Annotated in this window: 14 protein-coding genes and 1 riboswitch; of the genes, 3 read left to right on the top strand and 11 right to left on the bottom strand. The window is 47.6% G+C overall.

Annotated elements, in window-relative coordinates; translation table 11 throughout:
* Positions 1-160: 160 nt before the first annotated feature.
* From rplT to BUA83_RS03645, 7 genes are all read right to left on the bottom strand, one after another.
* Positions 161-514 (bottom strand): 50S ribosomal protein L20, encoded by a 354-nt coding sequence (gene rplT / locus BUA83_RS03675; RefSeq protein WP_072934847.1) that lies wholly within the window; start codon positions 512-514, stop codon positions 161-163.
* A 31-nt stretch (positions 515-545) separates the two neighbouring features.
* On the bottom strand, positions 546-743 hold the full coding sequence (gene rpmI, locus BUA83_RS03670; RefSeq protein WP_072934846.1) for a 50S ribosomal protein L35: 198 nt from the start codon (positions 741-743) through the stop codon (positions 546-548).
* On the bottom strand, positions 743-1,291 hold the full coding sequence (gene infC, locus BUA83_RS03665) for a translation initiation factor IF-3 (RefSeq protein ID WP_072934845.1): 549 nt from the start codon (positions 1,289-1,291) through the stop codon (positions 743-745). Before infC ends, rpmI begins: the two co-directional genes overlap by 1 nt.
* Before the next feature lie 286 nt (positions 1,292-1,577).
* The gene (locus BUA83_RS03660; RefSeq protein WP_072934844.1) at positions 1,578-2,132 is read right to left on the bottom strand and encodes an NAD(P)H-dependent oxidoreductase; all 555 of its coding nucleotides are present in this window, start codon (positions 2,130-2,132) and stop codon (positions 1,578-1,580) included.
* Positions 2,133-2,169: 37 nt separating this feature from the next.
* Positions 2,170-3,651, bottom strand: a complete 1,482-nt coding sequence (locus tag BUA83_RS03655) for a 4Fe-4S binding protein (RefSeq protein ID WP_072934843.1) — start codon at positions 3,649-3,651, stop codon at positions 2,170-2,172.
* The gene (locus BUA83_RS03650) at positions 3,648-5,018 is read right to left on the bottom strand and encodes an aldo/keto reductase (protein WP_234988233.1); all 1,371 of its coding nucleotides are present in this window, start codon (positions 5,016-5,018) and stop codon (positions 3,648-3,650) included. The genes BUA83_RS03655 and BUA83_RS03650 overlap by 4 nt, the downstream gene beginning before the upstream one ends.
* A 117-nt stretch (positions 5,019-5,135) precedes the next feature.
* Complete coding sequence (locus tag BUA83_RS03645) at positions 5,136-5,504, bottom strand: VOC family protein (protein WP_072934842.1); 369 nt, start codon at positions 5,502-5,504, stop codon at positions 5,136-5,138.
* Between the two features lie 187 nt (positions 5,505-5,691).
* On the opposite strand from BUA83_RS03645, the gene bioF reads away from it, so the two are divergent.
* Entirely contained in the window at positions 5,692-7,605 is a 1,914-nt protein-coding gene (gene bioF, locus BUA83_RS03640) for an 8-amino-7-oxononanoate synthase (RefSeq protein WP_072934841.1), read from the top strand.
* A gap of 59 nt (positions 7,606-7,664) precedes the next feature.
* Here bioF and BUA83_RS03635 read toward each other — a convergent pair whose 3' ends face one another.
* The 3 genes from BUA83_RS03635 to thiM are packed head-to-tail and all read right to left on the bottom strand — an operon-like array spanning position 7,665 to position 9,502.
* Entirely contained in the window at positions 7,665-8,357 is a 693-nt protein-coding gene (locus BUA83_RS03635; protein ID WP_072934840.1) for a thiamine phosphate synthase, read from the bottom strand.
* Complete coding sequence (locus tag BUA83_RS03630) at positions 8,354-8,665, bottom strand: thiamine-binding protein (protein ID WP_072934839.1); 312 nt, start codon at positions 8,663-8,665, stop codon at positions 8,354-8,356. Before BUA83_RS03630 ends, BUA83_RS03635 begins: the two co-directional genes overlap by 4 nt.
* Before the next feature lie 3 nt (positions 8,666-8,668).
* Complete coding sequence (gene thiM, locus BUA83_RS03625; protein WP_072935069.1) at positions 8,669-9,502, bottom strand: hydroxyethylthiazole kinase; 834 nt, start codon at positions 9,500-9,502, stop codon at positions 8,669-8,671.
* Positions 9,503-9,545: 43 nt separating this feature from the next.
* A riboswitch (TPP riboswitch) is annotated at positions 9,546-9,646 on the bottom strand.
* A 125-nt stretch (positions 9,647-9,771) separates the two neighbouring features.
* On the opposite strand from thiM, the gene trpD reads away from it, so the two are divergent.
* A complete protein-coding gene (trpD, locus tag BUA83_RS03620; protein ID WP_072934838.1) occupies positions 9,772-10,806 on the top strand; it encodes an anthranilate phosphoribosyltransferase in 1,035 nt (344 codons plus the stop codon).
* Positions 10,807-10,905: 99 nt separating this feature from the next.
* Entirely contained in the window at positions 10,906-12,303 is a 1,398-nt protein-coding gene (locus BUA83_RS03615) for an alanine/glycine:cation symporter family protein (protein WP_072934837.1), read from the top strand.
* Positions 12,304-12,352: 49 nt separating this feature from the next.
* Here the strand turns inward: BUA83_RS03615 and BUA83_RS03610 are convergent, their stop codons facing one another.
* Positions 12,353-13,174, bottom strand: a complete 822-nt coding sequence (locus BUA83_RS03610) for an energy transducer TonB (RefSeq protein ID WP_072934836.1) — start codon at positions 13,172-13,174, stop codon at positions 12,353-12,355.
* Positions 13,175-13,185 lie beyond the last annotated feature (11 nt).

Below are 13,185 nucleotides of genomic sequence, written 5' to 3'. Positions count from 1 at the left end.
TTGTCCAAAGTATAAAATAAATTATGCAAGATTGTCTAATACCTATTTTTCATCGGAATATATGCTCAAAAAGCATATATTCACGCATACCGTTTACTGCCAAAATTTTAATTTGCACACAAAAAAGCTCCCTCATCAAGGGAGCTTTCCAAAATCAATATTACAGATTTTCTTTTGCAACAGCAGCGAGCTTTGCGAAAGCAGCTGCATCGCTGACAGCGAGGTCTGCAAGCATCTTACGGTTGACCTCAACGCCGGCCTTTGTAAGACCGCAGATAAGGCGGCTGTACGTGATATCGTTAAGACGTGCAGCAGCATTGATACGAGCAATCCATAGACGACGGAAGTTACCCTTCTTCGCACGACGGTCACGACGAGCGTAGTACAGAGCCTTCATGACGAGCTCGTTAGCTTTTTTGAACTGCTTGCTGCGAGCGCCTCTGTAGCCTTTTGCTAATTTAAGAATCTTTTTATGGCGTCTATGTGCCGTCACGCCTGTTTTAACTCTTGGCATGTCTATTTCCTCCTAAAACTACAAATTCAGATTATGCATACGGAAGCATACGTTTTACGCGCTCATGATCAGCTGCTGTGATAAGAGCTGCCTTGCGCATATTGCGTTTACGCTTCGGAGACTTCTTCTCCAGGATATGGCGCTTGAACGCCTTGTTGCGTTTGAACTCACCGGAACCGGTGACAGTAAAACGTTTTGCAGCAGCTCTGCGTGTCTTCATCTTTGGCATTACTGTTCTCCTCCTCTTGGTTCTTTAGCCTTTGCCTTCGGGGCCTTTGCAGGAGCCTTCGGCGCTAAAATCATAATCATATTTTTACCTTCAAGTTTTGCATCGCGCTCGATTGCAACCAAATCCTTCAGCTGCTCAGCAACACGGTGCAGGAGCTCACGGCCAAGTTCCTGATGGGACATCTCACGGCCGCGGAACATAATCGTTACCTTGACCTTATTGCCCTCCTGAACAAAGCGCAGAGCATTCTTTAACTTGACTTCAAAATCATGCTGCTCGATATTGGGACGAAGCTTAACTTCCTTGATCGTGATGACCTTCTGCTTCTTCTTGGCTTCTTTTTCCCGTTTCTGTTGTTCATATCTGTACTTGCCGAAATCCATGATGCGGCATACCGGAGGCTTAGCCTTCGGAGCAACCTCCACGAGATCCAAATGCTGCTCCATCGCCATGTGCAAAGCATCTTTAGTAGGCATGATGCCGAGCTGTTCATTATCTGCTCCCGTCACGCGAACTTCTCTAACGTGGATTTCCTCATTGATTCTCAAACTTTCTTTACTAATTGGAACACACCTCCGAATACATTAATCAACAACACAAAACAAAAAAGAGTGGCACGAAGCCACCCTAATAAATCCCAATATCGAACCCGAACGATGCGCTCATCGGCAGGTGTAGAAGACCGGGTGGCTTCTAACTTCAATAAACTCACTCAAGTATATTACCATACACATGTTATGACGTCAACTATTTTATTTTTACAGTACGCTCAAAAAAATCATTTTTATACAATTATGTGATTTTGGCACGTAATTATATAAAAAAGTGTGATTTTTACAAAGTAATGCCTTCAACAGCCTCTTTCATTATTGCTTTGGTATTGGCTCCATATATATCAAGCCCTGATGCTTTAATGAGCTTGACATCTTTGATGCCGTAGAAATTCTGTGCCAGAGCTTTTATATATCCAAAGCCGAAATCATCGGGGACGTAGTTTCCTCCGGCTGTGGTGACGTAATAAAGCTTATCCGCTTTGCACAGCCCCTTCGGTATTCCCTCGGGTGTGTACTCAAAGGTAACTCCTAAAACATTTATATGCTCGATATACTGCTTGAGCATTGCAGGGAAAGACAAATCCCAATACGGTGCTGCTATGACTATTGTTTTTGCCTCCGCAAACTGCCTTGCCGGTGCAAATGCTTCATCATCAAAATTCCGTGCTTCTATCAGGCTGTCTCTTTTGCTCAGAAAAGCTTCGTCTGTCTTCGGAAAGCTGACATCTTCCAGTTTAAGCTCCTCGCATTCATCCGCGAGCTTCTTAATCAGCGCATCAGCAAGCGTTTTTGTTCTGGACTCACTGCGCACACAGGCACTTACAAACAAAATCATTCTATATCACCCCGTCCGTTTTCATTTTCAAGGAAGATTATTTTTTCGGTTTTTCTTTTTCCTTCAGTTTATCCTGTTTGCTTAATCCGTTGACTTCTATTGCCTTCGGTTCCGCGGGACAATGATACTCGCAGGCACCGCAGCCTATGCATAGGTCTTTATTTACCTTAGGAAGCTTCTTCCCATGAAAATCCTCCGTCATGGTGACTGCCTTTGTCGGACAATGAAGCGCGCAGTTGCCGCAGATAATATTCTCTTTCATGATGAGGCAGTTAAAATGATGATAAACTGCTTTTCCTATGACAGTCGAGCGTTTTTTCTTAAATGGCAGCTTTGTAATGGCGCCTGTAGGACATACCTTTCCGCACTGACTGCAGTTATAGTCGCAGAAGCCGCTTTTGAAATCCATCTTCGGCAGGAAAATCCCCCCGATTCCGTATTCAAGATTTGCAGGACGAAGAACTCCTCCCTTGCAGCGGTCTATACAAAGTCCACATGCAGTGCATAAATTCATGAGTTTTTCTCTGGTATCGGCCCCTGGCGGCATTACAATCTTTTTTGCTCCGGCTGCTGCAGATTCCACCGTGCGTGTTTTCGCAGTAATTACTGCAGCCGCCGCCCCTATGGCTGCTGCTCCCGTTCCCAGAAACTCACGTCTGCTCAACGGCTGTGCCGTTTTTCTTGTCTCCGCTGCTTCCGCAGATACCTTTTCTTTTTGCTGACGTCCAAAGGTCATTGCCCCTGTCGGGCAAACCGCAATACAGTTCATACAGTCAACGCATCGGCTTGTGTCTATGCTGCCTGTCTTTATATCAATACATGATGAACGGCAGTTTTTTTCGCATTTTCCGCATTTAACACAGGCATCCTCACGAATATATGGATGAAGGAGTGAAAAGCGGCTGAGTGTGCCAAGAATAGTACCGACAGGACAAATGGTATTGCAGTATATACGTCCGCCAAACCATGCTGCCGCAAGGATGCACAAAAGGTACACCGATGCAAAAATCATCGCCGCTTCCGTCTGTGGAAGAATGTCATATTTTTCAATCAGCCAGGAATCGGATACTATATCAGCCGTAAAGTTTACCGACTGCCTCCACACAGGCGCAAGGAGATTCGACACCATGCGCCCGTAGTTTCCATACGGGTCAAGGAGTATCGGGATGACACCTATACCGCTGAACAGTCCTCCGGCAAATAGCACGAGCACTGCATAACGCAATACGCGTAATTCCTTTCTATATCGGAAGCTGTTCTTCTTCCTTCGGATTTTTTCCGATATAAAACTCACACCGTCCTGAAATATTCCCAAAGGACAGATAACAGAGCAGTAAAATCTTCCAAAAAGAATCGTGCCTATCAAAATGATTCCAACCGCCAGAAGATTGCCCATCAAAAGTGCAGGAATCAGCTGCTGCTTTGCAGGGAAAGTCCGCGACAGTCCCAAGAACGCAAACGTCACCCATGTGACAGCCGCCCATGCAAGCAAAATGCGGAACCACACGAGACGTTTCATACGGATGCCCCCTCTGCTTTTTTATGTATATCCTTTTCCAGCTTTTGCACAAATTCATCAACTTTTCTAATCTCAGTAGGAATGTTAATGCTTTGCGGGCAGCGCGGCATACATTTCAAACACCTGGTGCAGTGGTCCGCCCTTGCCGATTTTTCTACCGCATTTTTATATCTTATGAGGAATTCCTTCTTTTCCTTTATTCCGCCGTGTCCGCCCTCAGTGAGCCCAAGCCGTTCTGCCCACAGATTATACGTCTTTATTACGCCTGCTATATCAACTCCGTACGGACACGGGTCGCAGTATCTGCAATATGTGCATGGTATCATTCCGGTATTATCATTTTTCCCCATGGAAAGATTCAGCACGCGCATATCAGCGTCATCCAGTGGTTTGAACTCCGTAGTTGTGCTTACGTTATCCACCACCTGCTCAATTGTCGACATGCCCGAAAGCATTGTTACGACGAGAGGCTTTGTTCCAACGTAACGAAGCGCCCATGACGCGGCACTCTTTTTCGGCTCACGCCTTTTTAGTATATCCATAGCATTCTTGGGAAGCTCCGCGAGATTTCCGCCCTTTACAGGCTCCATGATAAAGCACGGTACATTCTTTTCCTCCGCCTTACGATAGAGGCTTCCCGCCTGACGGCTGCCGTTCGGGCTCTCATTCGCTTCGTTCCAGTCAAGATAATTAAGCTGTATCATGGTGCAGTCCCATGTAAAATTATCCATCAGATAATTGAAAAACGGCACGTCGCCATGGAAGGAAAAGCCAAGAGAACGGATACGCCCGTTTTCCTTCTGCTCCCGAAGAAAATCAAGACCGCCTCCCGCGAGATAAATCCGCTCAAATTTTTCCATGCTTGAAAGCGAGTGCAGAAGATAATTGTCAAAATACTCCACACCGCAGCGTCTAAGCTGTTCTTCAAAAATTTCAGGAATATCATCCGGATCATCAATCATTGATGTCGGCATCTTGTCTGTGAGACAAAAACTCTCACGGGGATATTTTTTCAGAATCCGCCCGATTGTTTCCTCAGATTTCCCTCCATGATAGAAATACGCCGTATCATAATAGTTAACGCCATGCCGATACGCATAGTCCACCATCTTATCCGTAAGCTCGTAGTCTATTTCACCGTTTTTCATAGGAAAGCGCATACAGCCAAATCCAAGAACAGACAGCTCGCGTTCAAGAGGCTTATAAAAACGCGTAGAAACCTTGCCTGCCTTCGTCTCACCCGACTCCATAGCTGCCTTATCTGCATCCAGCCAACGGATTATATCCTCTCTTGTGGCAAGTGCTCCCAATCCTGCAATACCCAGGACGCTGCCTCCTATAACCTTTATTGCAGTTCTTCTGTCCATTTTTCCGCCTCCTGCCATTTTAATCTTCAACATAATTTTATCATTTTTTGCCAAATAATACACAAAAAAGGCAGCCTGAGCTGCCTTTTGAATTTCCCTTGCATTTATGATGTTGATTTATTTCTTTTCTGGAAGAATTTCAATCCAGTAATTATCCGGGTCGCTTATAAAATATATGCCCATTGCCTCATTTTCATAACAGATACAGCCCATCTCTTTATGCTTTTTATGAGCTGCTTCGAAATCATCTGCGTAAACCGCGAGATGAAATTCGTTTTCTCCGAGGTTATACGGCTCTTTACGGTCATGAAGCCATGTAAGCTCCAGCTCATGCGGTGTCTTTCCTCCGTCAGAAAGATAGACCAGTGTAAACCCCGGCCCCTCCAGACGGTGTGCTTCTTTAAAGCCCAGCGCCTCCTCATAAAACTTCATGCTCTTTTCCAAATCCACTACATTGAAATTATTATGTGCAAACTTAAATGACATAGTATAATCCTCCTCTTTATTCATCTGACTAAATAATATCAAAGCAGGACATTCACTACAATAAGAGAGCAATCAAATTTTGTTTACAGCATGATGAAACAATGTCGCGTTTGTTAACCATATTTAAAACACAGGTTGACAAATTGCTGTCCAATGCTAAAATTAAGAAAAATTGGAGATGAGTTAATTGACCTTATACAGTATGAAAATGCGTGCCAGCCGTAATGAGAACGGAAAACCTGTCCATGTTTCCGGTGCAGAAAAAATTTTGGCCCAAAAGGAAATCCACGATAATGCCTCGGCTCTTATAGAACGCGCTCTTTGCCATTCAAAGGGCTCTGCTGATTTTATCAATTTGAAAATCGAAGAAATCCGCCCAGGTGAGCTTTCGTATGTAGAGGCACTCCCTTTTACAACCCGTGATGTCAAAACTGCCGAAGAAGGACGCGCAGTAATACTGGAGCTTCTGGATAAGCTCGGTATCAAAAACGGACGTGAAATTCTTTCAAGATTCTCAGAGACATACGACATGCGCGGTGCCATGCTCCTGAATGCAGATACCCTTGAACGCATGGAGCCTGACACTGAGCGCGGAATACGTGCGACGTATATGGACGCGGAGCACAGCCCCGAACGTTCTGTCTGCAATGATAAAAATCATTTTCAGGAGGCCATCGTACTTGCCAGCAAGGTTATTTCCGCGCCGCACATCATAGCAGAGATATGCATGTCCGACGATCCTGATTACGTGACAGGCTATGTTGCCGCTGAAGCTATAGGATATGTCCGGATTACAAAGCTCAAGGAAAAGGGCTGCCCGGATGGAGGAAGAATCTTTCTTTTCCGTGGAAGCAGTGAAGATGCAAAGGAAACAATAAAATACCTTGAAAAGCAGAAGGTTCTAGTAAAGAATGCGCCTTTATCTCCCTGCTCCCCAAAAGTCTCCGACCCGTGGGAAGCAATACGAAAGGATATCTCACAGCGAAAAGCCGCCAATCTGTACCGTACCACCCGCGTGATTGACACCGCCCAAACAGCTCACGTCCGTTCCGAAGGAAAACAGCTGCTGCTTTTGGCATCAAACAGCTATCTCGGTCTCTCTGATGAACCGCGTGTCAAAGAGGCTGCCATTGAAGCCGTAAGAGAATACGGAGTTGGAAGCGGAGGTTCCAGGCTTACTACAGGAACTCTCCCTCTCCATGAAAAGCTTGAGCGCGACCTGGCGGCTTTTAAAGGTACTGAGGCAGCTATTCTTTTCAATACGGGATATATGGCAAATGTGGGAATTCTTTCGGCACTGGGAAAATCAGGAGCTGTTATATTCAGCGACGAACTGAATCATGCCAGCATAATCGACGGATGCCGTCTTGGTCATGCACGTACTGTAGTGTATAAGCACAACGACATGAAGGATTTGGAGGAAAAGCTGAAAGCAGTCTCTGCCCCCTTTGGAGTGATTGTAAGCGATGCCGTGTTCAGCATGGACGGTGATGTTGCAAACCTTCCGGAGATTATCAGTCTTTCAAAAAAATACAATTTGCTTTCCATGGTCGATGAAGCCCACGCCACAGGTGTCATAGGCAAAACGGGACATGGTATTGTGGAGTATTACGGCAGCAACGCGCACCCTGACATTCTTATGGGAACGATGAGCAAATCCCTTGCCAGTGAAGGCGGCTTCGTGTGCGGAGATAATCTGCTGATTGAGTATCTAAGAAACACCGCAAGAAGCTTCATTTTTTCTACAAGCCTTGGCCCTGCCGCCCTTGTTGCCGCAGATGAAGCGCTTCATATCATTGAGGATGAGCCCGAGCGTGTCGCTCAACTCCAAAGAAACACCAAGGTCTTTATAAAAGCTCTGGCAGAAAACGGTATCACAACCGAAAGCAGCTCCGCGATTGTCCCTATCATCATTGGGGATGAGGGAGCCGCACTGAAGGCTGCTCAGGCACTATACGATGACGGCATTTTTCTCACCGCCATACGCTACCCGACAGTCGCCAAGGGCACAGCCCGCCTTCGCGCCGCCATTATGGCGACTCACACGGAAGCCGAGCTGACAGCCGCAGCACAGAAAATCGCAAAAGCTGTAAAACAATAAGCCTCAGACTATGCAAAAAAGCCCATGCCGTCAACGGCATGGGCTTTTCCCTGTCCTATTTATTTCACCCAAAGGCTTCTAAGCTCCTCAGCCGCAGCCCTTGGATTCTCTGCCCCTGCAACCGCAGACACAACAAAAAATCCGCCAACTCCGGTATCCTTCAATGCCGGCAGGTCATTGGCTTTGACTCCGCCGCCCACAACCACGGGCACAGGAGAAATTTTTGCAAGCTTTTTAAGCTCGTCAAAGGTGCGGAGAATAATATTTCCATCCTCACCTCGAGTGAGGTCCTTTTTTGTTTCGGTATCATGAAGCGGCCCGGCACCGAAATAATCAATTGGAGAAACATCCGCATTGGCAACGTATTCCAAAAGCTCATTTGACCGTGCGGATAGTCCGACTATTGCATCCTCTCCCAGATACTCGCGGCATATTTCAGGAGGTATATCCGACTGTCCAACATGCACGCCGTCCACCTTTATCCCAAGCTTTCGCGCTGCAAGCACCACATCAAGTCTGTCGTCCACAAGAAGAGCAACAGTTTCAGATTTCCCTGCTTTTGCAATCACATCTGCAGCTTCCCCTGTAAGCTCTATCATCTCACGCGCCGATGCTGTTTTTGAGCGTATCTGCACACAGGTAAAGCCCGCATCAACCGCTGCACTAACTATAGACTTCACAGGACGTCCAAGCGTATTCTCAGGCCCTACTACAAGATATGAGGATATATCCAGATTTTCCCTTATGCTCATTTTTCCGTCCCCTTTGCCAGAATATCCTCTACCTTTTTCGTTTTCCCGTGCATCATATCCGTGTAGCCCGGCCGTATATCTGCCTTCAGCACAACCTCCGTGCGTATTCCTTTTTCTGCCAGCACCATCGTCGCATCCTTTACGACACGCATGACCTCATCCCACTCACCTTCTATTTCAGTGAACATGGAATTTGTTCTGTTAGGCAGCCCCGATGCACGTATAACACGTATGACCTCCGCAACCTCCGCCGAAAGCTCTTCTCCTGTTCCGCACGGAGCAATAGCCACCGCAACCAAAGTATTCATGATTTATTCCTCCTCAATGGAAAATGACTGTACCGAAATTTCCTCAGCAGATGCCTTGTAAAGCTCATCAAGGAAATGCACCTGAAAGCTCCCCGGTCCTTCGGATTTTTTCTCAGCCCGTTCTCCTGCAAGATTATATACGAGCGTGCCCGTCAATGCCGCAATAAAGGGTGAAGCACAGCAGGCATAAACCGCCACAACACCACCAAGTGAGCAGCCTGCACCTGTAATCATAGGAAGAAATTTCGAACCGCCATCACAGCGCACAACAACCTTACCGTCCGTCACAAGGTCGCGTACTCCTGATACTGCCACAGCGCCACCGGTAAAGCGTGCAACAGAAACAGCAGCAGCCCCGGCCTCATCCACACTGTCCGTAGCATCCACGCCGCGCACACCGTCATTTTTGACACCGCTCTCAAGTCCCCAGAGATTTGCAAGCGCAATTATCTCAGATGCGTTTCCGCGTACAACACCTGGCTTGAACTCCTTAAAGGATTTCAAAACGCTCATCCGAAGTCCGCCAACCCCTATTCCCACGGGGTCAACCACCCATGTCTTTCCTTCCTCCCGAAGCGCCCGCGCCGTACGTATGAGAGTCTCTGCATAGATAGGCATCTGAGTTCCCATGTTTATATACATGGCACCGCCCAGCTGTGCCATCGCCTCGCCCTCGTCAGGCATGTACACCATAGCCGCCGAACCTCCCACAGCAAGCTGCGCATTAGCCACAAGGTTGATGGTTACTGTGTTCGTGATGGACGGCGCCATCGGATTTTTCTCCCTCACTCTCTGTACAGCCTCACGTACAGCTTTTTGCAGTTCTTCTTTCCCCATAATGATTCCTCCAAACAAAAAAACCGGCTCTGCAGCCGGCATACTCCCATCCTCTGTTGCTCCCTACGCAAGCTTAAACTTGATCAGGTTCAAAGAGTCAGGTATTCCTTCTCAGCCGCCTTCGCGGCTCCCCTGCAACATCTACAAAGTTACCATCAAAAAAAAATTTTGTCAATTTTTTGTCATTTAATAAAACACAAATGTTTCTGTGGTAAGCTTTTAATGTTACAGTTCAGTCAAATAATCCAATTTTTCAAGGAGTGGTATCAATGATAGCCGAGGCAATCAAGAAAATCGTATGTAAAGAGGATTTGACATACGATGAAGCCTACACCGTTATGACAGAGATTATGGACGGTCAGACAACCGCAGTACAGAACGCCGCATACCTCGCGGCACTTTCCACGAAAAGCACAAAAGCAGAAACAATCCCTGAAATTGCAGGCTCCGCTGCCGCAATGCGCGACCATGCAAAGCAGGTTGTTCATGACATGGACGTACTTGAGATAGTCGGTACAGGCGGTGACCATGCAGGCAGTATCAACATCTCCACTACTGCTGCTTTCATAATTTCTGCAGGCGGAGTAAAGGTCGCAAAGCATGGCAACCGTGCCGCATCATCAAAGAGCGGCGCAGCTGACTGCCTTGAAGCTCTCGGAGTAAATCTTGACCAGCCGCCCGAAACCTGCGTCCGCGAGCTTAATGACATCGGTCTCTGCTTCATGTTTGCACAGAAATACCATGCTTCCATGAAATACGTCGGACCTATCCGCAAAGAGCTTGGTATCCGCACAGTTTTCAACATCCTCGGTCCTATCACGAACCCGGCGCACCCGACACGCATGGTACTCGGTGTTTACGACGAATACCTTGTTCAGCCGCTTGCAAAGGTTCTCGTCGGACTCGGCGTCAAACACGGCGTAGTCATCTACGGGCAGGATAAGCTGGACGAAATCTCCGTCAGCGCTCCGACAACAGTCTGCGAGTTCCACGCTCCAAACGGCGATGACTCCGCAGAATACAAAAACTATGTAATCCAGCCGGAGGATTTCGGCTTCACCCGAGCAACAAAGGATGATATCGTCGGCGGAACACCTGAGGAAAACGCAAAGGATACCCTCGATATCCTGAACGGCAAAAAAAGCCCGAAATACGATATCGTCATGATGAACGCAGGAATGGCTCTCTACGTCGGTGGCAAGGCTGACTCCGTAAAAGCAGGCGTAGAGCTTGCAGAAAAGCTCGTTGCTGACGGCTCTGCACTCAAGCAGGTTGATGCATTCCGCCGCGAAAGCAATAAATAATACTGCCGAATGTTTACAAAATAAATCTTTCCCCGTAAAATATAAGGAGTGTCTGTCTAAGACGGACACTCCTTATTTTTCCTCAAGGAGACATGTTAAATGATACAAGGCATCATAAATCTTATTGAAGCCGCCTGCGCGTTTCTGTGGGGCGACCTGATTACGCTTCCGCTTCCCGGAGGCGGAACACTCGGTATTTCACTTCTCGTAATGCTTCTGATACCGACAGGAATCTACTTCACCATAAGGACGCGTGTCCTTCCAATACGCCTTTTCCGTGACGAAGTAGATACCGTTCTCAAACAGACACATCACCGTGACGGATTATCATCCTTTCAGTCCCTTATGATTTCCACCGCCACGCGTGTCGGAATGGGAAATCTTGTAGGTGTTGTAGCCGCAGTTTCTGCAGGCGGCGCAGGAGCAGTGTTCTGGATGTGGATATCCGCACTCCTGGGTTCCTCCACCGCCTTCGTAGAAGCAACCCTCGCCCAGCTCCACCAGACAAAGGATCCTCTGTACGGAGGTTATCGCGGAGGCCCGGCCTACTATATCCACGATTACTTTGAAAAGAAAAAAGGACACCCGATACGCTACTCAGTTGTTGCGTTTCTGTTCGCCCTGTCAGGTCTTATCTGCTGGTGCGGCATCAGTCAGGTCATAAGCAACTCAGTAACATCTTCCTTTCAGAACGCTTTCGGTATTCCGCCTCTCTATACCACAATCGTACTGGTGCTTTTTTCGGCCATCATTGTTCTTCGGAAAAATCTGACTGTGCCTGTTCTTGATATCATCGTCCCCTTCATGGCTACATGTTATTTTGGAATCACCGTTGCACTTATACTCATAAACATCACCGCAATTCCTGATGTACTGTCACGTATCTTCTCTGAAGCATTCGGTTTTCAGCAGGCAGCAGCAGGCGGCTTCGGCGCCGTTCTCATGACAGGTGTAAAACGCGGACTTTTCTCCAACGAAGCAGGAAGCGGCTCAGCTCCATGCGCAGCCGCAACAGTACGTGTACAGCATCCCGCGCAGATGGGGCTTGTTCAGTCCCTTGGTGTTTTCATCGACACCATCGTAATCTGCAGCTGCACCGCCTTCATACTTCTCCTCGCACCGCGCAGCGTCACAGACGGCAAAGTCGGTATGGAGCTTTTACAGTCTGCAGTAAACTACCATCTCGGCGAATTTGGCACTATATTCATTGCCATGATTCTCTTTCTGTTCTGCTTCTCCACATTCATCGGAATCCTGTTTTATGCGCGTTCAAACGTCGCGTACATCTTCGGAGATTCCTGGACATGGCAGACAGTATATAAAATCATTGCCCTCGCCATGCTCTTCATCGGCGGCCTTGCAGCCTACACCTTCGTGTGGGACCTTGGAGACGTCGGCGTCGGCCTCATGACCATATTCAACATCTTCATGCTGTACCCTCTTGCAGGCGAGGCACTTGACGCGCTTAAGGATTACGAAGCAAGCAAAGTTAAATAACGACATAATAAAAGCAGTGTATACCGCACATTCGCGATATGCACTGCTTTTATTTTTCCTTCTTTTCACGGAACGGAATGCTTATGAGCGCATTGCACTCTATAGGCGTTCCGTTTTTGTCCGTTGCGGGACTGTAAATCCATTTTTTCGCGCAGCTCATTGCAATCGCATCCACGAGTTTACTTCCCGACGAATGGACGACTTCCGCATAACGTATTTTCCCGTCCGTCCCTATACAGGCGGAGATATTCACACGGCCTTTATAGGTCGCCGTTCCTGCCGCAGGATACTCCGCATGAAGAAGCTTTGCACTCCTGCCAAGAGATGGCCCGCCGCTTCCGGAGTTTATCAATATCGAATAAGGATCAAAGCTTCCGCCGCCAGCTTCCTCCTTCCTTGCTATCTCCTTCTCAGCCGCTTCTTTGCTTCCCGCAGTACCCGAAACTGCACCGCTGCTATTTTCCACAGGCACCGCAGCAGCTGCTTCAGTCAAAATGTCATCACCTTCACCAGCCTCTGCAGTCTCCGCAGAATAAACCTGCCCGTCTCCGCCATATAAGGCACCATCACCATAAGCAATCCCTGTACCGCCTGAACCTATACCATTTCCTCCGCTTTCAGGAAATCCCTCCTGCGGCAGCCCTTCCAGCTCCACCATCAGGGGCTGACTCTCTTGAGGCTGCATAACAGGAGCAAAATAGTAAAATACGGCAAATGCTCCTGCGTGAAGCAAAGCCGAAAGGAAAAAAGCCTTTCTCCATCGGCTTTGACCGTCCCTTTCAAAAAGCTCCGCACTTCCCACAAGAACACCTCCCATCTCATTTCCTTTACCTATAATAGTATCATAAAATGAAAAAACCGGAGGAAACAATCTTCTGCCCC

It is taken from the genome of Schwartzia succinivorans DSM 10502 (genome assembly GCF_900129225.1).
Taxonomy (GTDB): Bacteria; Bacillota; Negativicutes; order Selenomonadales; family Selenomonadaceae; genus Schwartzia; species Schwartzia succinivorans.
The sequence above is the reverse complement of the archived record's forward strand: the minus strand, read 5'-3'. Positions and strand labels throughout refer to the sequence as shown.

What these genes read in the sequence shown, in the direction of transcription:
- BUA83_RS03645 (WP_072934842.1), bottom strand. Translation starts at nt 5,504, where the DNA reads ATGTCATTTAAGTTTGCACATAATAATTTCAATGTAGTGGATTTGGAA.
- BUA83_RS03660 (WP_072934844.1), bottom strand. Translation starts at nt 2,132, where the DNA reads ATGATTTTGTTTGTAAGTGCCTGTGTGCGCAGTGAGTCCAGAACAAAA.
- rpmI (WP_072934846.1), bottom strand. Translation starts at nt 743, where the DNA reads ATGCCAAAGATGAAGACACGCAGAGCTGCTGCAAAACGTTTTACTGTC.
- BUA83_RS03630 (WP_072934839.1), bottom strand. Translation starts at nt 8,665, where the DNA reads ATGAATACTTTGGTTGCGGTGGCTATTGCTCCGTGCGGAACAGGAGAA.
- BUA83_RS03650 (WP_234988233.1), bottom strand. Translation starts at nt 5,018, where the DNA reads ATGGACAGAAGAACTGCAATAAAGGTTATAGGAGGCAGCGTCCTGGGT.
- thiM (WP_072935069.1), bottom strand. Translation starts at nt 9,502, where the DNA reads ATGGGGAAAGAAGAACTGCAAAAAGCTGTACGTGAGGCTGTACAGAGA.
- rplT (WP_072934847.1), bottom strand. Translation starts at nt 514, where the DNA reads ATGCCAAGAGTTAAAACAGGCGTGACGGCACATAGACGCCATAAAAAG.
- BUA83_RS03615 (WP_072934837.1), top strand. Translation starts at nt 10,906, where the DNA reads ATGATACAAGGCATCATAAATCTTATTGAAGCCGCCTGCGCGTTTCTG.
- BUA83_RS03635 (WP_072934840.1), bottom strand. Translation starts at nt 8,357, where the DNA reads ATGAGCATAAGGGAAAATCTGGATATATCCTCATATCTTGTAGTAGGG.
- BUA83_RS03655 (WP_072934843.1), bottom strand. Translation starts at nt 3,651, where the DNA reads ATGAAACGTCTCGTGTGGTTCCGCATTTTGCTTGCATGGGCGGCTGTC.
- trpD (WP_072934838.1), top strand. Translation starts at nt 9,772, where the DNA reads ATGATAGCCGAGGCAATCAAGAAAATCGTATGTAAAGAGGATTTGACA.